This window comes from Luteolibacter sp. LG18 (assembly GCF_036322585.1).
GTDB lineage: Bacteria > Verrucomicrobiota > Verrucomicrobiia > Verrucomicrobiales > Akkermansiaceae > Luteolibacter.
In genome coordinates this window covers 3,963,551-3,984,599 of sequence record NZ_AP024600.1, presented here as the reverse complement: position 1 = coordinate 3,984,599, position 21,049 = coordinate 3,963,551, and the positions used below count along the sequence as shown (strand labels likewise).

Genomic DNA, 21,049 nt, shown 5'->3' with positions numbered 1-21,049 from the left:
CCCAGCATGGCGGATCGAAATCCGCCACTCCTTGAGGATGCCCGACACAAGGCGCACCCTCACAGCACCCGGCATTCCGGGCGGCCCTCGCGCATCGACATCCACGGCTCCTCCGCGGCCACTTCCCGCGGGTCCTCGTCCGCGGCCCGGTCATCCGGCAACACCGCTGGGGAGAGAATGGCGTTGAAGACGAGCGTTTCGTCGAAGGGATTGAAGGTGCCGTGCGGAATCCCAGGCGGGATGTGCGCGATCTCGCCGGGACCGAGGATGCGGAACTCATTTCCCACCCACTGCTCCGCGCGCCCGGATACCACGTGGATGATCTCCTCGCGGTGCGGGTGGACGTGAAACGGATGGCAATGGTGCGGCGGCATGGACGCCCGCACCATCAACAGCTTCTCCGCCGCCACCAGGCCAGGGCGGCACAACCAGGCATTGTGGGTCCAGGCATTGGTCTCGCGCTGGGCGTCGGCGTCCTGAACGAATCGTCGTTGGCTCGGGTCCATGGGTGTCCCAACGATACGCGGCTCAGCCATTGAATCTCGCGGCGGCAGGCACCGGGATGGATTTGAAGGTGCGGGTCAGGTTCGTGAGGGATTCCTCCACGCCCATGCGCTCCAGCGAGCTGGCACCGACGAAGCCGACGCAATCGGTGGCTTCCAGCACCCTCGCGGCGTCGTCTGGCGTGTTGATCGGGCCGCCGTGGCACAGGAAGAAGATGTCGTCCCGCTCCGCGCGCGCGGCCTCGATGATCGCCTGGGTGCGCTTCAGGGTATCGTCCCACGACACCACCGCGCCGGTCACGCCGATCGAACCACCGACCGTGGTGCCGACGTGGGCGATGATCGAATCCGCCCCGGCCCGGGCCATCGCCGCGGCTTCCTCCGGCGAGTCCACGTAGACGATGGTGAAGAGATCCATGCGGTGGGCCAGGGCCACCATTTCGACCTCCTTCTTCGCGCTCATGCCGGTCTCCTCCAGCACGCGGCGGAAGTGGCCGTCCACGATGCAGTGGGTCGGGAAATTGTTCACGCCGCTGAAGCCGACGTCCTTCACCTTGCCGAGCCAGTGCCACATCCGGCGGCGCGGGTCGGTGGCGTGCACGCCGCAGATCACGGGAATTTCATCGACCACCGGCAGCACCTCATACTCGCCGATCTCCATGGCTATCGCGTTGGCATCTCCGTAGGCCATCAGGCCGGCGGTCGAGCCATGGCCCATCATGCGGAAGCGGCCGCTGTTGTAGACGATGATCAGGTCGGCGCCGCCTTTTTCGATGAACTTGGCGCTGATCCCGGTGCCGGCACCGGCGGCGATGATCGCCTTGCCGGAGTCGAGGGTGCGGGTGAGACGGTCGCGCACTTCTTGGCGCGTGTAGGGGTTTCCGATTCCGGTCCAGGGGTTGGGCATAAAATTCAGGTGTTTCTATCTGGAAAGCACCTTTGCCTCCGGTTATGGTGTCCTGCAAGAACAGGCCTGACACGTTCGTCTATTCAATCAACCCATGCCCGCCGCAAACCCCTACCCCCTCACCGGACACGTCCCGATCCGCACCCACGTGGTCCGTGCCGACCAGGCCGACCACCGCGATTGGCTGCGGGAAGCGCCGGTCTGCCCCGCCTTGGAAAAACACCACATCGCCCACGTGGGGGTTTGGGAATCGCGCGGCCCCTTCGAGCTGTCCCGCCCCGACCAATCCGGCACCTTCCTGATGGCCTGCCTCTCCGGCAGCGGCTTCGTGAAGGCGGACGGACAGTGGCGGAAAATCGAGGCCTCGCAGGCCTGTCTGCTACCGCCCTTCGTCACCAACGCGATGAAGTTTTCCGGCAACGAGCCGTGGCGGATCTGCTGGGTGCGTTACCATGAATCCCGGGAGTCGAATCCGATCGTGTCATCGGCCTCCCCCGTCCTCGGCGCCTACGATCCCTGGCCGGTATACCGCGCGATCCAAGGCCTGCATGCCGAGTGCACCGGCGAGGGCCTGCCCGCCCACCTCCATCTCTGGACCGAGTTGATCCATTCGCACGTGCTGCGTTTCGCCCAGCCTCACCAAGCCGACCCCCGCCTTTGGAAACTGTGGCGGCAGGTCGAGGATTCGCTGGCCCACAACTGGACGGTGGACGAGCTCGCCGCCCGCGCCTGCGTCTGCCGCGAACACCTGCGCCGCCTGTGCCAGGAGGAACTCGGCCGCAGCCCGATGCAGCACGTTACTTTCCTGCGCATGCAGCGTGCCCGCGACCTGCTTTCCACCACCGACCTCAAGGTCGAATCCATCACCCGCGAGGTGGGCTACCAGAATCCGAACACGTTCTCGAACACGTTCAAGAAATGGGTCGGCTGGCGGCCTTCCGAGCACCGGCGGTGATCCCGGACACACCCTCGATAGTCAAAAGCCACAAAGGACTATCGGGAGTGCTGCCTGATGTAGGATCGGCCACCGGGAGCGCTTATGGAGGACATCGCAACGTACCGCCCTACCCGACATCCCATGAATCTCAGATCCTTGTTCAGGAAATCCGCCGCCGTGCTCGTGATCGTGCTCGCCGCCGGTGCTTCCCCTGCCCACGCCGCGCCGCAGGAAGGCCGGCGGATGGAAATCCTCTTTCTGGGTGACGACGGGCACCACAAGCCGATCGGCTGCTACCGCGTCCTGAAGCAGGTCTATGGACCGAAAGGCATCGACCTGACCTTCGTGGAGGACCTAAAACAGATCACCACCGAGAAGCTCAACCAGTACGACGTCCTCATCGTCTACGCGAACCACGAGGAGGTCCCGGTGCCGCCCGCGATCCGTCCGTGGGTCGAGAACGGTGGCGCGCTCGTCGCCCTGCACTCGGCGGTGGGTTGCTTCCATCCCTCGCAGGACTGGTTCTCGCTCGTCGGCGGCCAATTCGCCAGCCACGAGACCGGCGTGTTCTCGCCGAAGACGATCGAACCGAACGACCCGATCGTGAAAGGACTGCCGGCCTTGAAGTGCTGGGACGAAACCTACGTCCACAAGAACACCACCAACGACCGCCACATCCTCCAGGTCCGCGAGCCGATGAACAAGGGCGAGACCCAGCCCGAACCGTGGACGTGGACCCGTACCCAGGGCAAGGGCCGCGTGTTCTACACCGCCAGCGGCCACGACATGCGCTGCTGGAGCCAGCCGGAGTGGCAGGAACTCGTTTACCGCGGCATCCTGTGGGCCGCGAATGACCGCGCCGATGCCTGGCGGAAACTGAAACTCCCGCCGCTGACCTCCTACACCCCGGACATCCAGAACCGCGCCCATCCGGAGATCCCGATGATGGAGCTCCAGAAGCCGCTCTCGCCCTCCGACAGCGCGAAGCACGCGCAGGTTCCCGTGGGCACCCACCTGGAGCTTTTCGCCGCCGAACCGCTCGTCATCAACCCGATCGCGCTCGATTGGGACACCCGGGGCCGCTGCTGGGTGATGGAGGCGATGGATTACCCGAACGACGCGCCCAAGGACGGCAAGGGCCAGGACCGACTGGTGATTCTCACGGACACCAACGGCGACGGCAAGGCGGACAAGCGCACCGTCTTCGCCGATGGCCTCAAGCTCGGCACCGCCTTCACCTTCGCCAATGGCGGGGTGATCGCCACCGATGGCGAGGAGGTCGTGTTCCTCAAGGATGACAATGGCGACGACGTGGCGGACACCCGCAAGACGCTGGCCACCGGCCTCGGCATCTCGGACACCCACGCCTGCACCTCCCACTTCCGCTACGGCGATGACAATTGGATCTACGCCACCGTCGGATACAGCGGCATCAACGTGAAGACCACGGATGGCAAGGTCCACAAGAACGGCTCCTGCGTCTTCCGCTTCAAGCCGGATCTCTCCGACCTCGAAGTCCTTCAAGGCACCACCAACAACACCTGGGGTCTCGGTTTCACCGGCGATGGCGACGTGATGGGTTCCACCGCGAACAACAACCCGAGCTGGAACCTCGCCATTCCGAACCGTTACTACGAGGCCCATGGTATCAAGCCGCCGCAGACCCCGCGCGCGGACACCTCCACCACCATCTTCCCGATCACCGCGGACTACACCCAGGTCGATCAAATCGATCGCTACACCGCCGGGGCCGGCCACGATTTCTACACCGACCGCCTGCCCGGTTTCCCGATCGACGGGCGCGACGCGATGGTCTGCGAGCCGACCGGCCACGTGGTGGGCCTCGGCCGCATCAAGCCGGAGGGTTCGATCTTCTCCACCGATTTCCGCGGCAACAACCTCTATGCCAACGCCGACGCTTGGTCCGCGCCCGTCGAGGCCCGTCCCGGTCCGGATGGCGCGGTGTGGATCGCCGATTGGTACAACCCGATCATCCAGCACAACGTCGTTTTCCGCTTCTACAATCCCGGCCGCGGCTACGACCAGCCGCACAGCCCGTTCCAAACCGGTGCTCCCGGTCCGGGCAAGGGCAATGCCTACGTGACCCCGCTGCGCGACCGCCAGCACGGCCGCATCTGGCGCGTGGTGCCGGATGGCGGCGCGCGCAAGATCGTCACCCTCGATCCCACCAAGCCGGATGATCTCCTCCGCACCCTCGCCTCCCCGTCCCGAGCCGACCGCCTGACCGCCCAGCGCCTGCTGGTGGAGCGCGGCAATCCGGACGTCGCCGCGGCCCTCGTCGCCGGTCTGGCATCCCAGCCCACCGCCGCGAAGATCGCCATCCTCCACACGCTGGAGGGTCTCGGCCTGCTGAAGAAGGATGGCCCCGCGCTGGAAACCGCCCGCAAGTGCCTCGCCGACGCTGACCCGATCATCGTCCGCCATGCCCTGCTCGCCCTCGGCGCGAAGGATGCCGCCGTCGCCAAGGAGCTGCCGCGTTTGATCTCCTCCCCGCAGTCCCCGCGCGAACGCCTTTTCACCCTGCTCGCCGCGGCCGATGCCACGCCGGACGACGCCACCGGCACGGCCATCGCCAAGGCCATGCCGGTGGAGGCCCCGAAGGCGGATCCCTCGCTGCTCGATGCCTGGCGCTTCGCCTCGCGCCGCCATGCCGTGCCGTTCCTGGCCGCGGTGCTGCCGCAGATTGAATTCAAGGATGAACCCGTCACCACCTCGCTGCTGCCGAACGGCTCCTTCGAGGACGCCGCGGGCGATCTTCCTGCCGGTGGCTGGAAGCCGTTCCAATGGTCTCCCGGTGGCGCGCCGCGTTTCTCCAGCGCCATCGTCGCGGAAGGCAAGACCGGCAAGGCTCTCAAGCTGACGTCCACCGAACCCACCGATTCGTCCGTCGGCATCGTGGTGAAACTGGAGCCGGAACGCCGCTACCGCCTAACCGCCTTCATCAAGACCGAGCTCAAGAGCGAAGGCGGCCAGGGAGCCATCATCAATCTCCATGGCAGCCAATCGAGCACCAAGCCGGTCGATGGCACCCGCGACTGGACGCCGGTGTCCTTCGAGTTCACCTCGCCGAAGGATGGCAACTGCCAGATCAACTGCACCATCGGTGCCTTTGGCAAAGCCAGCGGCAGCGTGTGGTTCGACGAAGTGCGGATCGAGCGCCAGGGCAAGGCGGGTTACGACCTCGCCCAGGAAGCCACCGACATCGCCGCCTCCGCCGCAAACAGCCCGGAACGCGAGCGTCTGCGCACCTTGCTGGAAAGCTCGAACGCCCCGGCCGCAAAACGCCTGCTCGCCACCGCCCTGAGCCGCCCCGCCGCGGGACCGAAGGAAACTGTGAAGCTTCCCGCCCACCTCGAGGCCGGCCAGGCGCTCTACATGAAGATCTGCGTGGAGTGCCACCAGCCGGAAGGCCAGGGCGTGCCCGCCACCTTCCCGCCGCTCGCCGGATCGGAATGGGTGAAGGGTGACCGCGACACCATGCTCCGTATCGTTCTCGGCGGACTCACCGGCAAGGTCAGCGTGGCCGGCACCAGCTATGACAGCGTGATGCCCGGACACTTCCCGCACACCGATGCCGAACTCGCCTCCGTGGTGAACTACGTGCGCTACCAGTTCGGCGGCCTCCGCGAGGATCCGGTGAAGCCGGAAGCCATCGCCGCCCAGCGCCCCGCCATCGACGCCCGCAAGATGGTTCCCTGGACCGTGGACGACCTGAAGAAGGCGCGCTGATTTCCATTTCCTGCTTTCGAGGGCTGAGCATGCCCCTCGGAGTGAACTGCCCGTCGAGTTGCAGCGCGACGGGCAGTTTCATGTACGCCCGGCGGGCTCCAATTGCCCGCGATCAGCCGGTATTTCAGCAAAAACCGAAATTCGTCAAAAGTTGATTACCATTTTTTATGTTATATTTACACATCTTTCACTCCAACAGAAAGATAACACATTTTCATTGATTTCTTTGACGGAATACGTTTGTCTAACGGCGGTCCAGCCCCCCCCGGACCGTTCCCCCCAAATTCCCCCCACCCAATGAAAACCACGATTGCGTATGCGATCGCGTGCCTGTGCGGCTCCATGGCCGTGTCACAGGCTTTCACGCTCGACTTCGTCGGGTATGAAGGTAGCACGCTCCCCCCGAATCCCCTGGTGATCAATGTCCCGGGTTACGGCGATGTTCGCTTCGATGCGGCCAACGGATCGTCGCTGGTCGTGAACAACGCTTATCAGAACGACAACGGCTCGGCCGCTCCGTCCCTGAGTTTCGACCAGGGCGAAGCACTCCAGGTCACCTTCCTCGGTGCCCAGCCGCTGAACGTGGACTTCGACTTCGTTGGTGTTTCTTCCGGTGAGAGTTTCACCGTCCAGCCGGACCTTTTCGTCAGCCAATCCTATATCATCAACCTGCAAGGCAGCGGTGATGGAGCCGGTCTCTACGCGATCAGTTGGACCCAGGTGCCAGAACCGACCTCCGCCATGCTCGGCGTGATCGGCTCCATGGTGCTCGTCCTGCGCCGCCGCCGCTGACCGGCAACGACAATTTCTCCCCCCAAACGGGGCGTGGCCTGTGCGCACGGGCCGCGCCCTTTGTTTTTTCGGTGTAGCACAAGTTTTCAACTTGCGGCCGAGAACGGCCACGGAGTCCCCCACGGCTCGCCATTTCAGAAAGCCGCCCCATTGTTGTTCACCATCTGGTGAGGGTGAATCCTCCCACTCGCAAGTTGGAAACTCGCGTTACTTCACTTCGGCTCCGGAACAGCCGGGCGCTCGGTGAGCGCACGATGCCCCTTCTTCGCCAGCTCGTGGGATTCCTTCACGATCACCTTGCCCTCGGCGTAGCGGACGCGCTCTTCCTTCACAATGCCGTTGCCCGGCGAAAACCAGATCGTGCGGCGGCTTTCGATCTTCCCGTCCACGCCATGCATGAGCATGCGGACGGAGGGGAAGCTTCCCGCAGGCACCACGCAGTCCTCGCGGCCGATGATGGCGCAGGAGCGCGGGGCCATGGCTCCGGTGCCGGGCACGGCGATGGAGGGCAGTTGGATCGAGTCCCCCGCTTGCAAACCCGCTTTCACAAAGACCACCGGCGAAGGAAACACGATCGGGCGGCTGTCCGCGTCCTTCAACAGGAGTTCGCCCCGCAATTCGATCCGGTCGTCCAGGATGTTCACATACTCGCGGGTCGGCGGAGAATTGGGAGCCACCACCTCGAAGCACTCCACCTCCGGAGCACCCTTCACGAAGGGAACCTTTCCCAAATAGGTCCGGGTCCGCTCGTGCGTGGTGTCGACGGCGGCCGCCTGCTCGCCGGTCACCCCGGCCGGGATCTCAATCCGGACCTGATAGGTCCAGAAGTCACCCGGCTCGACCTTGAGAATGGGAATGTCCAGCGCGGACGGGGCGGACACCACCTGCACGCCGGGCTGTTCCTCCTTCTTGCAGGACACCAGCAGGCAACCGAGCAGGACCGACGAAAGGGCGAGGCTGGACGAGATTTTCATGGCGATCACGTGGGGCGGCCCAGATCCGCTGTGGCGTTGTTTCCTCCGGCATGCGGAGCACCGAGACGGCGGGTCCAGATGACATCCGGGAACCGCCGTGAGTGGCGGCGCCAGAAGAACGATCCAATCAAGAACAGCACGCCGGCGGCCGGCAGCAGCCCCGCGGCCACCGCGATGAGAATGATGCGCTTCCGCTCCGCCTGCTGCTCCACCTCCAGGCGGATGCGCACACGCTCGGTCTGATAGGTCTGCGCCTGGCTCTTCACCTTGCCGAGCAGGTAGCGGAGAATGTCGGAGGTCTGGTTCGCCGCGGACCGCAGGCAGGACTCGCGGTCCGGCTCCTGGCGGGCCAGCCGCAGGGCATCCTTGGTCATGCGCGGGATCACCTCCTTGCGGTCGCTGTGGGTGATGTCACCACCGACGTAGATCCACGGCCCGTCATTGCGCCCGGCCACGTCCAACACCACGGCATAGAGGAGATCGGCCCCCCAGGCTTCCCCGAAGCGACGGGCGACGTGCTCCGGCGGCAGCTCTCCAATGCCAGGTAGCAGCACCAGCATCACGTCCGCATGGTCCCGGTTGCGGATCGTCGAAAGCTCGGCGGAAAGGCGCTTCGCCAGTTCCGGGGACAAGGTCGCCTCCGGATCGTAGATCGAGTTTTCCGGGCGCGGCCCGTATTCGAAAGTCAGGTCCGCCCGCGCCGGGAGCCAGGCGGCAAACAAGAGCAGCAAGAGGATGACGGCGCGTCTCATCATTCGCTTTCCTGGCGGCGGAGTTGCTTCCACACCTTGCGGCAGGCTTTGCGCAGCGACTTCTCCGCCGCGTCGAAAAACCTCGTCACCGCCACCCGGCGCTTCCCACGGCCCCAGGCCACGGCCATCTCCAACAGAATCCGTTCCCAAGCATCGTCCCCGAGCCACGGCTCCACGCCGTAGCCTGGAACCAACGCCGCTTTGCCGGTCGCACCATTGAACACCAGCAGCGCCGTCCACGCCCGCTGCTCGGCGGTCTCCCCTTCCGCGAGCGGGCTGGCATTGAGCATCCAGAAGCCGAACACCCGCAGGTTGTCGATGGCGGCCGCGTCCACCGAACACAGGCTCCAGCGGATCTGCGGGAAGCGGTGGGTCGTCTTCCGCACCCGGCGTGCGATGGCCGCCTGATCCGCCGGGGTCCACAGGTTCGCCGCGTCCAGCATCGGCTGGAGCGGCGGCAGGCCATGCGGGAACATCCGCATCGAGTCCTCACCGGTGAACCGGCAAGACGGGCAGAACGCGCTCTGCACCGGCAGGTGCACCAGACAGGCCGGACACACCGCCACGCCCGCCGTGAGCCGTTGGGCGGAATAGCGTCGGCGTTCGTCCGGGGGCGCGCTCATGGCTATCAGCCGACGTTCTCCACCCGGATGGCCGTCGACCGGCCGTGGGCGTCCAGACCTTCGATCCGGGAGAACTCGTTGACCACGTCCAGCGACTTGCGCACGGCGGCCTTGTCGAGCTTCACGATGCTGGTGCGGCGCTGGAAATGATCCGCGCGCAGGCCGGAGAACGAGCGCCCCGCACCGCCTGTCGGCAGCGTGTGGCTCGGGCCGGCGAGGAAGTCGCCCACCGCCACCGGCGAGTCGTTGCCGACGTAGATCGCGCCCGCGGTTTTCACCTGGGCGAGGCGCTTCTTCTCATCGGCGCAGATCAGCGAAAGGTGCTCGGGGGCGAAGTCATTGACGATGTCGATACCCTCGTCGATCGACTTCACGTGCAACACGAAGGTGCCGCCCTTCAGCACGTCCCGGATGTACTTGCTGCGGGAAAGCGTGAGGATCTGGCGGTCGACCGCCTTGAGGACCTTGTCGAGCAGGCTCTTCGAATCGGTGAGGAAACCGACCACGCTGTCGCCCGCGTGCTCCGCCTGCGCGAGCAAATCGGCGGCGATGAAATCGGGATTGCCGGTCTTGTCCGCGAGGATGAGCACCTCGCTCGGGCCGGGCAGCAGGTCGATCGCAACCGCGCCGACGAGCTGGCGCTTGGCCTCGACGACGAACCGGTTGCCGGGGCCGACGATCATGTCGACCGGACGGATCGACTTGGTGCCGAGCGCGAGCCCGGCGATGGCCTGGGCCCCGCCAACCTTGATCACCTCGGTGGCACCGGCCTTCCGCAGCGCGTAGAGCACCGCCGGGTTCACCGTGCCATCGGGACCGCACGGGGTGGCTCCCACGATTTCCGGCACACCGGCGGCGAGCGCGAAGCCCGCGGTCATCAGCGCGGTGGAAACGAGCGGAGCCTTTCCGCCGGGAACGTAGACGCCCACGCGGTCGAAGGGGGTGAAACGCTCACCCACGGTCGCGCCCTCGGCGTTCTTGAAAGACCAGTCCTTGCGCAGGCTGTGTTTGGCGAAGGCCTTGATGTTCTTCAACGTGCGGGCCACGGCGCGGCGGGTGGCGGGCGTCACGGCCTTCTCAGCCGCGGCGAACTCCTCCTCGCTCACGAAAAGCTGCTTCGCGGTCAGTGTGGCGCCATCGAAACGCTTCGTGAAGGCCAGCAGCGCGGCGTCGCCCTTCGCGGCGACCTCGGAAATGATTTCCCCCACCAGATCCCGCACGCCCGGATCGGGAATCGCACGGCGGTTGAGACGTTTGACGAAGGACGGATATCCGGGATCGCTATGGCGGAGAATCTTCATTCAGGCGGCGGCAGTCTGTTGGTGAAAGCCCGGCAAGCCAAGCTTGTTTCACGCGCGTTCCTTGCCGTCCTTCCCGCTCACTTCCCATGCCGGGAGCGGAGCCGCTCCAGCGTTTCCTTCCCCTGCGGGGTCTCCGTCCACGAGGGCAGTTCCAGATAGTCCGCGGCCTCCCGGCAAGCGGTGGCCTCGGCCGGATCTGCCATCCGCGTGGCGGCCATGCGCAGGACAGGGATCGCATCCTGCTCGCCGAGCTGGATCAGGCCGTCCCGGGCGGCCTCCCGGATCTCGCGGTCTGGATCGGTTAGAAAGACCGCGATGGTTTTCACCGCCGCCGGTTCGTAAGTGGTGACGGCTTCCTCGATGCTCTGCCGCATGGCGGCGCGTTGCTCCGAAGAGGCAACCGGAGCCGCCTTCGCACCGATCATCGCATCGGACGCCGGTGCCGTGTCCTTGGCGCGCCCCGTCCTGGATGGCGGAGCGAGACCCGCCATTGGCTCGACCATATCGGGCTCATGCCGCAAGGCGAGAATCCCGAAGCCGATGCCCAAAACCGCCACTGCGGCGATGGCGGCACCCGCGCGCTTCATGGAGCAGGAGAGGCGTCCTGGTTTTTCGTTCCCGGCGCGGCCGGAGTGGCATTGGTATCCGGGAAGTAGGTTTCCAAACGCAGCCCCACGCCACCGGTGGTCTTATAGGTACCGGTGTAGGTGGTTTTGCCCAAGGTGGCTGGAACTGCGGGAACTTCAGGAACCGCCGCCACATCGTCAGTGGTCGCGTTGGTCGGCCCGGCGTTCGCTGGTTTCGCAGGAATGGCCGCCACCGGAGCGACGTAGCCGATGACGCCGATGATGTTGTAGGTCTCCGCTCGGGTGACGATCGGATAGGGGGTGTTCGCGATCTTGGTGCCGGTGGTCTTTTTCGACTCGGTGCCGGAGAACGTGCCATCCCCATCCTTCACGGAAATCGTTCCATAGGTGAAGCTGTTCACCACGTTGCTGGTCGTCGTGGTGGTGCCCCCTGTCCCGCCGGTGCCGCCGGTGCCGCCGGTGCCGCCAGTCCCTCCAGAACCAGTGCTAGTCGTGGTGGCGGGTTTGGTAGCGCGGCCTTGGACCGCAGGTTGGGTCAGGAGGTCATCCGGCACGGAAATGGCGGGCTTGCCCGGCTTGAAGGCATAGAGGTCACCGGCATCCGCGTCATCAGTGAAGCGGGACAGCGACCAACCCTGTACGGAACCGTCCAGAAGGCCGTCCTCGTTCATTGCGATCAGAATCTCCTTATTGGTGAAACGGGACACCGCCTTGGCATCTTCGTTGACCGCTGCTTGGAGGGCCACAGGCGTGCGCACGCCGACCTTCACGGTGGGCTCGTCCGCGGCGGAAGAAAGGGAAGCCGCGCCAAGCAGCCCGGCGGTCACGAGGGTGATGGATTTCATGGGATCGAAAATCTGGATGGGCGGGAACCTGAATCCCGCCGTGCACGTAGGAAACGCCACATCTCTGAAGATTTATCGGTGGATTGCCACGGAAAAATCCGTGCCAAAGCCCGTGCCAACCGGAAATCGAAATGCAAAATGCCCGGAACCGTTTTTCCGGCCGGAAAGGTGCCTACGGAGGCACTCATGAGGAAACCTCATCCTAACAGACATTTTACCCTCACTGGTTTTCATTTCCGCCCGGAAACCGCCCCGTTTGCAATGAGGGTAGCGCATTTCGGCCGGGATGATGATTCACCGCCGGAGTGGCCCCGGGAGGGCAGGTTGGCAAACGTCGCGCTTAGTTGAAAGCGACCACCACATCATGAAAGCAACCACACTGCTGATGCTCACCGCGGCTCCTGTCTTTGCAGGCGCCCCCGCCCCCCAGATCGATGCCCCCGCTTCCTCGGGAAGCTGGCTCGATGACTTCAAGATCGACGCCGAGATCCGCACCCGTGCCGAGTGGACCGACAACCTCCGCGATTTCAACGATGACAAGAACGCCAGCGACGACGACGGCTGGCTCGCCACCCGTGCCCGCCTCGGCCTCGGCTGGACGCCGGAGAAATGGCTGAAGGTGTATGTCCAGGGCCAGGACAGCCGCGAGTTCTTCTCGGGCCGCCCGCACGATACGCTCGGTGGGGCGAACGGCGATGACTCCTTCGACCTCCGCCAGGCCTACCTCCAGCTCGGCGACCTCAAGCAATTCCCGCTCCAGCTCACGCTGGGCCGCCAACCGCTAGACTACGGTTCCAAGCGCGTCCTCGCCGATCCGGTCTGGGGCAACTACGGCCGCACCTTCGATGCCGCGAAGCTCACCTGGCAGGTGAACAAGGACTGGACCGTCGACGCCTTCGCCGGAAACGTCGTGACCATCGAGGAAGACGCTTTCAACGACGGCGACCACGGTGCCGATCTGGTCGGCCTCTATGCCTCCGGCAAGATCCCCTGTGGCCAGACCCTCGATTTCTACGCCGTCCACCTGGACAGCGAGGAATCGAAGATGGCCGCGGTGAAGGGTGACTTCTGGACCATCGGTTCCCGCCTCTTCAAGAAGGCCGGCAAGGACTCGCCGTGGGATTGGGAACTGGAAGCCATGGTCCAGACCGGCAATGTCTACTCGGGCAAGAAGGACCTCGACCTGCTCGCCTTCGGTGGCCAGGCCACCCTCGGCTACACCTTCCAGCACACGCCGTGGACCCCGCGCATCAGCGCGAACTACAGCTACGCCAGCGGTGACGACGACCGCACCGACGGTGACCAACACCGCCTGCAGCCGGTCTATCCGTCCACCCACACCATGAACGGCCTGCTCGACTCCGTCGGCTGGGCGAACATCCATGATCCCTATCTGGAGCTGACCGTGGTGCCGGTGAAGGACTGGAAGGTGGGTGTCCAGGCGCACGCCTTCTTCCGCGCCGAAACGGGTGACTTCGTCTACCGTGCGAACGGCTCCACGCCGATCCGCATGCCCGCCGGCTACAATGGCGACACCTTCGTGGGCACCGAACTGGACCTCTACGTGCAGTCGAACCTGACCAAGAACCTCGAGCTGCTCGCCGGTGTCGGCGCGCTCTTCGCCGGGGAATACCTGGACAACACCGGCACGGATGACACGGCGAAGACCGCCTACCTCCAGCTGACCTACAAGTATTGATTCGGAATCCTAGAGCAGCGCTCGCATCAGGCGCTCGTCTCTCCGCGGATCAGGCTCCAGCCCGTCACTTTCATCGGTGGCGGGCTGGACGTCGTTGGACCATGGAGGGGAATGTCCCGCTCCCACGACCTCCGGCCATTCCCCGCTTTCGATGAACTCCGGCGGCGGCATGTCCAGCGGAGGGGTTTCCGACCACCCGTGGTAAGATATTCCGGTCATACCCCTTCATACACCCGATTCACGGCTCTGTCGCGTGACGGATTGGCCAGAATCCGCCCCCAAAAATCTCTCAAGCCCGTTGCTCGAACGGGTAGTCCAGCGTGGGATCACGCTCGGTGGGACGGGCCGGCATGGTGCCCGGAGTGGAAGACGGAAGCTCGCCGACGAGGATGTAGTCCTCCGGGGTCTCCAACTCCACCGGTGCCTCATAGCTACCCGGCTCGACCGCCTCCACCCAGGTGGCACCGGCCACGGCGCGCCCGGAGCGGACCAGCACGTCCCGCAATTCCGGCGGGGTCATTTCCGTGCGGGAAATGACGATCAAACGCGCCTCCTCCATGTGCGGCGGTTGCCACAGGTGGGTGAAAACCTTGTAGTGATGCCACGGTTCGGTTCCTCTTTGCTGGGCCATACTGTCATATTCGCCGTACATCGACGGAACGTCAAGAAGGCGCTGGAACCAAGGCGGCACAAAGGTTCCAGCCGCATCCGCGGAAACCGGGGACGTCCCTCTCCCGTCCTTGCATTTCGCGCGGGCCGTGGAGAAAATCGCGGTCCCGTGACCCACGCTCCGAAGCCCCTCCCCGCCTTCCTCCTGCTCGCGCTTTCCGCCACCGGCATGGCGGAGGAGTTCTCCTACGACACCCTCCGCGCCGAGGCCCGCACGCTGGCCGCCGCGCCCTACGAGGCCCCGAAGGATACGCTGGCCGACTACTGGAAGAACCTGACCTACGACCAGCACCGCGACATCCGCTTCAAGATGGAGTCCGGCCTGTGGTGGGACCAGAAGACGAACTTCTCCGTGGACTTCTTCCACCCCGGCTGGACGACGAAGCGCACCGTCTCCGTCTCCGAGGTGGTGGGCGGAAAATCGACGCACCTCGATTTCAATCAGAGCCTTTTCAACTACGGCAAGAATGTGATCCCGAAGGGCACCCCTGCCCCGCAGGGATACTCCGGCTGGCGCGCCCGCACGCACCTCAACTCCGAGGACTACATGGACGAATTCCTCGTGTTCCAGGGCGCGAGCTACTTCCGCGCGATCCCGCAGAAGACGGTCTATGGCCTTTCCGCCCGCGGCCTTTCGCTGAACAGCGGCCTGCCCGGCGTGCCGGAGGAGTTCCCGGACTTCACCGAGTTCCACCTCCAGCGCCCCACGAAGGAAGACAAATCGCTCAAGGCCTGGGCCCTGCTCAACGGCCCGAGCGTGGCGGGCGCGTATCAATTCACCGTCACCCCGGGAACGGAAACCGTGATGGACGTGGAAGCCGAGCTGACCTTCCGCAAGCCGGTCCAACAAATCGGGCTCGCCCCGTTCTCCAGCATGTTCTGGTTCGGCGAAGGCACCCAGCCGCGGCCCTACGATCACCGTCCGGAAGTGCATGACAGCGATGGCGTGCTGATGGAACTCGGCAGCGGCAACCTTCACTACCGCCCGCTGGAGCACGCCAGCGACCGCTTCCGCCACTGTGTCTTCCGCTTGGAAAAGCCGCGCTCGTGGTCGCTGCTCCAGCGCGACCGCTCGTTCTCGTCCTACCAGGATCCGGAGGCCGGCTACCACAACCGCCCGAGCGTGAAGGTCGAGCCGGTGGAAGGCTTCGACCTCGGCAAGCTCCACCTCATCGAGATGCCGACCCACGACGAGACCGACGACAACGTCATCCTGCTGTGGGAACCGGAGCCGACGCTGGAGGTCGGGAAGTCCTACCGCTTCCACTACCGCCTGCGCTGGATGCGCGATCCCGCGCCGTCCGGTCTGTTCCAGGTGAAGGCCACCCGCCCGGGCGTGCCGGTGAAGCAGCCGGGCCAGATGCTGGTGTCCGTCGACTTCGCCAAGCCGCTGTATCCCGAGAAAAAGGTGGGCGATCCGAAGTGGGACGATGCCACCAAGATCAAGCCGGTGGTGACCCTCAACAAGGAAGGCGTGAAGCTCGTCCACGTGGGCCTCACCGACCTCAGCATGCCGAACGTCGATGACATCGCCGTGGCCGACGGTCGCAATCCCGCGATGCACATGCCGCAGGTGCTGCGCGCCTTCTTCGTCTTCCAGCCCGGCGAGGAAAAGGACATCGACATGACCTGCGAGCTCCAGGACGAGACCGGCAAGGTCGTGTCCGAGCGCTGGGTATATCTGTGGAGCAAGTGAGCCTCAGTGTAGCTGAAAGCTCCGCTTTCAGAATGTATCCTCCAGCTCCAGGTGGCGGCAGGCGGGGAGGCCTGACAAGCCGCCCCGTCTGGATGACTGGAGCCATCCAGGACCATCCGAAAGCAGAGCTTTCGGCCACCATCGTTCCCCCAATCTTCATCCGCTTTTCATGACCCGCGCGCCGGATCTTCCCAATTCCATGGGAACGTCCGGCCGTCATGAACATCGACCACTGGATCTCCCACTTCCGCCGCAATGGAATTGAGCGCCCGGAACCCGACTGGGAAGCGCCGCTCGATCTCCAAGGGAAGCGCCTCGCGAAACTCACGCGCTCGATCCAACAATTCCAACTCGGTGACGGCGGCGGCCCGGCCTATCTGATCGCGTGGAACCGGGAGAGCCTGCTGGCTTCCGATCCCGGCATCCGCACGCTGGTCGACCTGTGGTTCAAGGAGGAGGTCGAGCATTCCCGGCTGCTCGGTGTGATGCTGGCCCGCCTCGGCGGCAAGCCGATCGAATCGCACTGGAGCTTCGGGCTCTTCTGCGGCCTGCGGCGGTGGCTCGGTGTGAGTTTCGAGCTCTACGCGCTGCTGCTCACCGAGATCGTCAGCCATGTTTACTACAAGATGCTGCATCGCCACGGCGGCGATGAAGCGTTGCGCGGGATGTGCCGCCTGATCATCCGTGACGAGGCGGGCCACATCGCCTTCCACCGCGCCCGACTCACCAGCGAGGCGCTGCAACATGGGCGGAACTACGGCAAGTTGTGGGAGGGATTGTTCCTGCTGCGCGGGCTGGCGGCGGGCACGGTGCTGTGGGTGAACCACCGAGGGGCCCTGCGCGCGCTCGGAGCCACCGACCGCGCGTTCTACGAAACGATCTGGCGGGACATGGGCAAGTTCATCATCGGGCTGCGCGGCGATCTGGAGAAGGCCCGCGCGGATCGGCTCGCCGAAACCGGTTCGCTGATGCAGGAGGCCACGTGAGAGCCCACGACGGGTGAGCAGAACACCGGATCTCCGGTTTTCACCCCGGCCGCGTCTCCGGCTCCTCGCCGAAGATGATCGTATTGCCATCAGGATCGCGGAGGCGGGCGATGCGGATGGTTTCCCCGGTGCTCATGTGGCCGGTCTCGATGGGACCCGCCACGAGGCCGGCCTTTTCGAGGAACGCCACCTGGAGCTCCAGGTCCTCCACGCCGAAGGTGGCGTGGCATGAACCGGCCTTCGCGCCATCCCGCACCACCTGCAGCCCGCCATCGCGCGTGAGCTGCCATTCCGCGCAGCCGTCCATCGGCACGCGGTCCGGCGCCCTCCCCAGCAGCCGCGCATACCACGCCCGGGAGGTTTCGAAATCGGCCACCAACACCACCGCGAGGACATTGGACACGCGCATCCCAAAAGCCCTAGCACGTCCGCCGTTCCTGTGGAAGGAGTGTCCGAATGCGGAGATATAATTCGAACGACCGTTTCAACCCGCGGGAATTTTTTCCGAAAAAATGTCCGCGCCTGTCCAGAACCGCGTCCGCCGTTCGTCGATAGGGTGAAGATCGAAACTTCACCACCTCATCGAACTCCAAAACCACCATCACCATGAGCACCACCCAAACTCCCGAAGCCCCCGCCACCGGCATGCCTCAGATGCCGTCTCCCGTCGCCGAACACGCCTGGCTCGAGCGCCTCGCCGGCGAATGGAAGACTTCCGCCGAACTCCAGTGCATGCCGGACCAGCCGCCGATGAAAACCGTGGGCCACGACAGCAGCCGCATGCTCGGCGGTTTCTGGCTCATCAGCGAGACGAAGAGCGAATCGCCCGAGATGCCCTTCGGCGCGATTTTCACCATCGGCTACTCGCCGGAGAAACAGAAGTACCTCGCCACCTGGGTGGACACCATGACCAGCCGCCTCTGGACCTACGAGGGCGAGGTCACGGACAACGGCACCGTGCTGACCTTCCATACCGAGGGCTCCTGCCCGCTGGAGCCGGGCAAGCTGATGCGCTTCCGCGAACGCATCCAACTCCTCACGCCGGACCACAAGCTCTTCACCAGCGCGATCCAGAACGATGATGGCGAGTGGCGCACCTGCGTCACCGTCCACGCCCACCGCGTGAAGTGATTTCCGAACCCCAGCCACCCACCGTCATGAAACACCAAGGAACTCTCGGCGTGGAAGACGCCATCACCGGCCATCCGGTGCTCCCGCACGACCAATGGATCACCGCCCGCAAGGAACTGCTGCGGAAGGAAAAGGAACTCACCGCCCTGAGCGATGAAGTGAACGCCGCCCGCCGCGCCCTGCCATGGGAGAAGGTCGAGAAGGACTACGCCTTCGACACCTTGGACGGGAAACAGACGCTCGCCGATCTCTTCGGGTCGAAGCGCCAGATCATCCTCTACCACTTCATGCTCGCCCCGGGCTGGGAAGAAGGCTGCGTGGGCTGCTCCCATTTCGCCGACCAGGTGGAGGGACCCCAGCAGCACTTCGAGCAGGCGGACGTCAATTTCCTCTGCGTCTCCCGCGCGCCGCTGGCGGAGATCGAGAAATACCGCGCCCGCATGGGCTGGAAATTCAAGTGGGTTTCCTCCAACGGCTCGGACTTCAACTACGACTACAAGGTGTCCTTCACGCCGGAGCAAGTCGCAGAGGGCTGCAAGGAATACAACTACGGCACCTCCCCCTACCCCTTCGACGAGTTGCCGGGCATCAGCGTCTTCTACAAGGATGAGGACGGGAACGTCTTCCACACCTACTCCGCCTACGCCCGCGGGCTGGACGCGCTGCTCGGCACCCACCATTTCCTGGACCTCACGCCGAAGGGCCGTTGCGAAACCGCCCCGCCGCCGGCCCCGAACTGGCTGCGCCACCACGACAAATACGAGTCCGCGGAAAGCTCCTCGTGCTGCTGCGGCTCGAAGAAGGAAACGGAGGCCATCGCATGAAGGCGGGCTGCGCGTGCCGCGGCCGGGGCGTCCTCGGGTTCATCCGGTGGGCGCTCCCCGGCTCGGTGCTGGTCTTGATGCCGAAATGCCCGGCCTGCCTCGCGGCTTATGTCGCGCTGGCCAGCGGCATCGGTCTCTCGATCCCGGCGGCGGCCTTCCTCCGCCACGCGCTGCTCGGCCTGTGCGTGCTCTCGCTGCTCTTCCTCGCCGTGCAACGGTTCCGTCGCTTGCGCGCGAGGAGGCCGCTGTGAGCTTGAACCCCGCCCCTTCGCCCGCTTTCCTGTTAGTCCATCCCTAGCGAACTTTCCCCATGTTGAAAAAGATCCTCCTCGCCCTCGGCCTCGCCGTGATCGTCTTCCTCGTTGTCGCAGCCCTGCAACCGGCGGACTTCAAGATCACCCGCAGCGCCACCGTCGCCGCGCCGCCCGCCGCGGTGTTCGAGCACGTCAACGATTACCACAAGTGGCAGGACTGGTCGCCGTGGGCGAAAATGGATCCAGCCATGAAGGTCACCTACGAAGGCCCCGCTTCCGGCAAGGGGGCGTCCTACGCCTGGGTTGGCAACAGCAAGGTCGGCGAAGGCCGCATGTCCATCACCGACAGCGACCCCGCCAAGCGCGTGACGATGAAGCTCGAATTCCTCAAGCCCTTCGCCGCCACGAACACCGCCGAGTTCACCCTCGCCCCCGAAGGCAGCGGCACCACGGTGACGTGGACCATGACCGGCAAGAACAACTTCATGGCAAAGGCCTTCGGGCTGGTCATGAACATGGACAAGCTCGTGGGCAAGGACTTCGAAAAGGGGCTGAGCAATCTCAAGGAGATCGTGGAGAAGAAGTGACCTACCGTTCAATCATACCATCCATTTTATGAAATACATTCCCACCGTCGCCAGCGTCCTGCTCGGCCTGTTGTTCCTGATGGCCAGCGTTACGTTCTTCCTCGGGATGATGCCCGCGGAGACGCTGGAGCCAGGCACGCCCAAGGCGATGTTCACCGGTGCCTTCGGCCCGACCGGCTACCTCGCCTTCGTGAAGGTGTTCGAGCTCGTCGGCGCCGTCCTCGTGATGATTCCGAAGACCCGCAATATCGGCCTGCTCGTGCTCGGTCCGATCATCGTCAACATCCTCGCCTTCACCGTCTTCATCGCGAATGGCGAAGGGCTCTACAATCCCATGCTGATCCTTATCTGCGTGGCCGCCCTCTACCTGCTGTGGGATGCCCGCAAGGCCTTCGCCGGGCTTCTCCGCTGATCCACTACCTCCCGCCATCATGCAATTCGTCCTTCTCATCATCCACGCCGATCCCGAGCGTTGGAACAGTCTGACCACCGACCAGCGCAACGCGGTCCACGAGGCCTGCGGCGTCTGGCACCAGGAACTCGTCGACAAGGGCGTGGCCGTGCACGCCGTCGGCCTCCAGCCGCCGGACACCACCGCCGTGGTCCGGCGGAAAGACGGCTCGGTTTTCGTGACCGACGGCCCCTTCTCCGAATCGAAGGAAGTCATCGGTGGCTTCGAAATCATCGACTGCGCCAGCAAGGAGGAGGCCATCGCCATCGCGAAGCGTTTCCCCGCGCTCGACGCCGGAGCCATCATCGAAGTCCGTCCCGCCGTCACCGGCCCGTGCCGTGATTGATCCACCCACCCTACCCATGAACAAACTCGTCTTCATCAACCTGCCCGTGGCCGACCTGCCACGCTCCAAGGAATTCTTCTCCGCGCTCGGTTACAGCTTCAACGCCCAGTTCACCGACGACAACGCCGCCTGCATGATCGTGAGCGACACCATCCACGTGATGCTGCTCACGCACCGCCATTTCGCCCTGTACTCGCCGAAGCCGGTGAGCGACGCGAAACAAACCGCCGAAGTTCTCGTCTGCCTTTCCTGTGAAAGCCGCGAGGAAGTGGACGCCACCATCGCCAAGGCCGTCGCCGCCGGGGGCAGCACCTACAAGGAACCTCAGGACCACGGTTTCATGTATGGCCATGGATTCCAGGACCCGGATGGCCACGTCTGGGAATACATGTGGATGGACCCGGCCGCCGTCCAGAAAGCCTGACCCCACCGCGC

Annotated in this window: 23 protein-coding genes; 13 read left to right on the top strand and 10 right to left on the bottom strand. The window is 64.7% G+C overall.

From position 1 onward, the window contains the following. Positions 1-59: 59 nt before the first annotated feature. Both llg_RS15845 and llg_RS15840 read right to left on the bottom strand, forming a co-directional pair. Complete coding sequence (locus llg_RS15845) at positions 60-506, bottom strand: cupin domain-containing protein (protein WP_338285676.1); 447 nt, start codon at positions 504-506, stop codon at positions 60-62. 22 nt (positions 507-528) lie between these two features. Continuing rightward, a complete protein-coding gene (locus tag llg_RS15840) occupies positions 529-1,410 on the bottom strand; it encodes a phosphoenolpyruvate hydrolase family protein (protein WP_338285675.1) in 882 nt (293 codons plus the stop codon). Positions 1,411-1,504: 94 nt separating this feature from the next. On the opposite strand from llg_RS15840, the gene llg_RS15835 reads away from it, so the two are divergent. From llg_RS15835 to llg_RS15825, 3 genes are all read left to right on the top strand, one after another. Further along, positions 1,505-2,365, top strand: coding sequence for an AraC family transcriptional regulator (locus llg_RS15835; RefSeq protein ID WP_338285674.1), 861 nt, complete (start codon positions 1,505-1,507; stop codon positions 2,363-2,365). Positions 2,366-2,488: 123 nt separating this feature from the next. After that, positions 2,489-6,097, top strand: coding sequence for a PVC-type heme-binding CxxCH protein (locus tag llg_RS15830; RefSeq protein ID WP_338285673.1), 3,609 nt, complete (start codon positions 2,489-2,491; stop codon positions 6,095-6,097). A gap of 297 nt (positions 6,098-6,394) precedes the next feature. Beyond that, positions 6,395-6,889 carry a hypothetical protein gene (locus llg_RS15825; RefSeq protein WP_338285672.1) on the top strand — a complete coding sequence of 165 codons (495 nt, stop codon included), beginning with the start codon at positions 6,395-6,397 and terminating at the stop codon, positions 6,887-6,889. 212 nt (positions 6,890-7,101) lie between these two features. Here llg_RS15825 and llg_RS15820 read toward each other — a convergent pair whose 3' ends face one another. From llg_RS15820 to llg_RS15795, 6 genes are all read right to left on the bottom strand, one after another. Continuing rightward, complete coding sequence (locus llg_RS15820) at positions 7,102-7,863, bottom strand: hypothetical protein (RefSeq protein WP_338285671.1); 762 nt, start codon at positions 7,861-7,863, stop codon at positions 7,102-7,104. A 5-nt stretch (positions 7,864-7,868) separates the two neighbouring features. Then, on the bottom strand, positions 7,869-8,618 hold the full coding sequence (locus tag llg_RS15815) for a TPM domain-containing protein (protein WP_338285670.1): 750 nt from the start codon (positions 8,616-8,618) through the stop codon (positions 7,869-7,871). After that, on the bottom strand, positions 8,615-9,238 hold the full coding sequence (locus llg_RS15810) for a hypothetical protein (protein ID WP_338285668.1): 624 nt from the start codon (positions 9,236-9,238) through the stop codon (positions 8,615-8,617). The genes llg_RS15815 and llg_RS15810 overlap by 4 nt, the downstream gene beginning before the upstream one ends. Positions 9,239-9,243: 5 nt before the next feature. Further along, the gene (gene hisD, locus llg_RS15805) at positions 9,244-10,539 is read right to left on the bottom strand and encodes a histidinol dehydrogenase (protein WP_338285667.1); all 1,296 of its coding nucleotides are present in this window, start codon (positions 10,537-10,539) and stop codon (positions 9,244-9,246) included. 77 nt (positions 10,540-10,616) lie between these two features. Beyond that, on the bottom strand, positions 10,617-11,126 hold the full coding sequence (locus llg_RS15800; RefSeq protein WP_338285666.1) for a HEAT repeat domain-containing protein: 510 nt from the start codon (positions 11,124-11,126) through the stop codon (positions 10,617-10,619). Next, positions 11,123-11,971 (bottom strand): hypothetical protein, encoded by an 849-nt coding sequence (locus llg_RS15795; protein ID WP_338285665.1) that lies wholly within the window; start codon positions 11,969-11,971, stop codon positions 11,123-11,125. The genes llg_RS15800 and llg_RS15795 overlap by 4 nt, the downstream gene beginning before the upstream one ends. Before the next feature lie 364 nt (positions 11,972-12,335). Here llg_RS15795 and llg_RS15790 point away from each other — a divergent pair, with 364 nt between their 5' ends. Next, positions 12,336-13,670, top strand: a complete 1,335-nt coding sequence (locus tag llg_RS15790; protein WP_338285663.1) for an alginate export family protein — start codon at positions 12,336-12,338, stop codon at positions 13,668-13,670. A 289-nt stretch (positions 13,671-13,959) separates the two neighbouring features. On the opposite strand, the gene llg_RS15785 is transcribed toward llg_RS15790, so the two are convergent. Then, complete coding sequence (locus llg_RS15785; RefSeq protein WP_338285662.1) at positions 13,960-14,301, bottom strand: hypothetical protein; 342 nt, start codon at positions 14,299-14,301, stop codon at positions 13,960-13,962. A gap of 147 nt (positions 14,302-14,448) precedes the next feature. Here llg_RS15785 and llg_RS15780 point away from each other — a divergent pair, with 147 nt between their 5' ends. Both llg_RS15780 and llg_RS15775 read left to right on the top strand, forming a co-directional pair. After that, complete coding sequence (locus llg_RS15780) at positions 14,449-16,035, top strand: glucan biosynthesis protein (protein WP_338285661.1); 1,587 nt, start codon at positions 14,449-14,451, stop codon at positions 16,033-16,035. A 218-nt stretch (positions 16,036-16,253) separates the two neighbouring features. Beyond that, positions 16,254-17,021, top strand: a complete 768-nt coding sequence (locus llg_RS15775) for a ferritin-like domain-containing protein (RefSeq protein ID WP_338285659.1) — start codon at positions 16,254-16,256, stop codon at positions 17,019-17,021. A gap of 40 nt (positions 17,022-17,061) precedes the next feature. Here llg_RS15775 and llg_RS15770 read toward each other — a convergent pair whose 3' ends face one another. Next, positions 17,062-17,430, bottom strand: coding sequence for a VOC family protein (locus llg_RS15770; RefSeq protein WP_338285657.1), 369 nt, complete (start codon positions 17,428-17,430; stop codon positions 17,062-17,064). 197 nt (positions 17,431-17,627) lie between these two features. On the opposite strand from llg_RS15770, the gene llg_RS15765 reads away from it, so the two are divergent. Genes llg_RS15765 through llg_RS15735 form a run of 7 tightly spaced genes read left to right on the top strand, consistent with a single transcriptional unit; the run spans position 17,628 to position 21,038 of the window. Then, entirely contained in the window at positions 17,628-18,152 is a 525-nt protein-coding gene (locus llg_RS15765; protein ID WP_338285656.1) for a DUF1579 domain-containing protein, read from the top strand. Positions 18,153-18,178: 26 nt separating this feature from the next. Continuing rightward, on the top strand, positions 18,179-18,976 hold the full coding sequence (locus tag llg_RS15760) for a thioredoxin family protein (protein WP_338285655.1): 798 nt from the start codon (positions 18,179-18,181) through the stop codon (positions 18,974-18,976). Continuing rightward, positions 18,973-19,227 carry a hypothetical protein gene (locus llg_RS15755; protein ID WP_338285654.1) on the top strand — a complete coding sequence of 85 codons (255 nt, stop codon included), beginning with the start codon at positions 18,973-18,975 and terminating at the stop codon, positions 19,225-19,227. Before llg_RS15760 ends, llg_RS15755 begins: the two co-directional genes overlap by 4 nt. Before the next feature lie 59 nt (positions 19,228-19,286). Beyond that, on the top strand, positions 19,287-19,817 hold the full coding sequence (locus tag llg_RS15750; protein WP_338285652.1) for an SRPBCC family protein: 531 nt from the start codon (positions 19,287-19,289) through the stop codon (positions 19,815-19,817). A 28-nt stretch (positions 19,818-19,845) separates the two neighbouring features. Next, positions 19,846-20,229: a hypothetical protein gene (locus tag llg_RS15745; RefSeq protein WP_338285651.1), complete on the top strand. Its 384-nt coding sequence runs from the start codon at positions 19,846-19,848 to the stop codon at positions 20,227-20,229. A 19-nt stretch (positions 20,230-20,248) separates the two neighbouring features. After that, positions 20,249-20,614: a YciI family protein gene (locus llg_RS15740; RefSeq protein ID WP_338285650.1), complete on the top strand. Its 366-nt coding sequence runs from the start codon at positions 20,249-20,251 to the stop codon at positions 20,612-20,614. Between the two features lie 16 nt (positions 20,615-20,630). Then, positions 20,631-21,038: a VOC family protein gene (locus llg_RS15735; protein ID WP_338285649.1), complete on the top strand. Its 408-nt coding sequence runs from the start codon at positions 20,631-20,633 to the stop codon at positions 21,036-21,038. Positions 21,039-21,049 lie beyond the last annotated feature (11 nt).

What these genes read in the sequence shown, in the direction of transcription:
- llg_RS15820 (WP_338285671.1), bottom strand. Translation starts at nt 7,863, where the DNA reads ATGAAAATCTCGTCCAGCCTCGCCCTTTCGTCGGTCCTGCTCGGTTGC.
- llg_RS15745 (WP_338285651.1), top strand. Translation starts at nt 19,846, where the DNA reads ATGAAATACATTCCCACCGTCGCCAGCGTCCTGCTCGGCCTGTTGTTC.
- llg_RS15795 (WP_338285665.1), bottom strand. Translation starts at nt 11,971, where the DNA reads ATGAAATCCATCACCCTCGTGACCGCCGGGCTGCTTGGCGCGGCTTCC.
- llg_RS15845 (WP_338285676.1), bottom strand. Translation starts at nt 506, where the DNA reads ATGGACCCGAGCCAACGACGATTCGTTCAGGACGCCGACGCCCAGCGC.
- llg_RS15750 (WP_338285652.1), top strand. Translation starts at nt 19,287, where the DNA reads ATGTTGAAAAAGATCCTCCTCGCCCTCGGCCTCGCCGTGATCGTCTTC.
- llg_RS15810 (WP_338285668.1), bottom strand. Translation starts at nt 9,238, where the DNA reads ATGAGCGCGCCCCCGGACGAACGCCGACGCTATTCCGCCCAACGGCTC.
- llg_RS15800 (WP_338285666.1), bottom strand. Translation starts at nt 11,126, where the DNA reads ATGAAGCGCGCGGGTGCCGCCATCGCCGCAGTGGCGGTTTTGGGCATC.
- llg_RS15755 (WP_338285654.1), top strand. Translation starts at nt 18,973, where the DNA reads ATGAAGGCGGGCTGCGCGTGCCGCGGCCGGGGCGTCCTCGGGTTCATC.
- llg_RS15770 (WP_338285657.1), bottom strand. Translation starts at nt 17,430, where the DNA reads ATGCGCGTGTCCAATGTCCTCGCGGTGGTGTTGGTGGCCGATTTCGAA.
- llg_RS15835 (WP_338285674.1), top strand. Translation starts at nt 1,505, where the DNA reads ATGCCCGCCGCAAACCCCTACCCCCTCACCGGACACGTCCCGATCCGC.
- llg_RS15825 (WP_338285672.1), top strand. Translation starts at nt 6,395, where the DNA reads ATGAAAACCACGATTGCGTATGCGATCGCGTGCCTGTGCGGCTCCATG.
- llg_RS15790 (WP_338285663.1), top strand. Translation starts at nt 12,336, where the DNA reads ATGAAAGCAACCACACTGCTGATGCTCACCGCGGCTCCTGTCTTTGCA.
- llg_RS15775 (WP_338285659.1), top strand. Translation starts at nt 16,254, where the DNA reads ATGAACATCGACCACTGGATCTCCCACTTCCGCCGCAATGGAATTGAG.
- llg_RS15760 (WP_338285655.1), top strand. Translation starts at nt 18,179, where the DNA reads ATGAAACACCAAGGAACTCTCGGCGTGGAAGACGCCATCACCGGCCAT.
- llg_RS15830 (WP_338285673.1), top strand. Translation starts at nt 2,489, where the DNA reads ATGAATCTCAGATCCTTGTTCAGGAAATCCGCCGCCGTGCTCGTGATC.
- llg_RS15765 (WP_338285656.1), top strand. Translation starts at nt 17,628, where the DNA reads ATGAGCACCACCCAAACTCCCGAAGCCCCCGCCACCGGCATGCCTCAG.
- llg_RS15840 (WP_338285675.1), bottom strand. Translation starts at nt 1,410, where the DNA reads ATGCCCAACCCCTGGACCGGAATCGGAAACCCCTACACGCGCCAAGAA.
- llg_RS15735 (WP_338285649.1), top strand. Translation starts at nt 20,631, where the DNA reads ATGAACAAACTCGTCTTCATCAACCTGCCCGTGGCCGACCTGCCACGC.
- llg_RS15740 (WP_338285650.1), top strand. Translation starts at nt 20,249, where the DNA reads ATGCAATTCGTCCTTCTCATCATCCACGCCGATCCCGAGCGTTGGAAC.
- llg_RS15815 (WP_338285670.1), bottom strand. Translation starts at nt 8,618, where the DNA reads ATGATGAGACGCGCCGTCATCCTCTTGCTGCTCTTGTTTGCCGCCTGG.
- hisD (WP_338285667.1), bottom strand. Translation starts at nt 10,539, where the DNA reads ATGAAGATTCTCCGCCATAGCGATCCCGGATATCCGTCCTTCGTCAAA.
- llg_RS15785 (WP_338285662.1), bottom strand. Translation starts at nt 14,301, where the DNA reads ATGGCCCAGCAAAGAGGAACCGAACCGTGGCATCACTACAAGGTTTTC.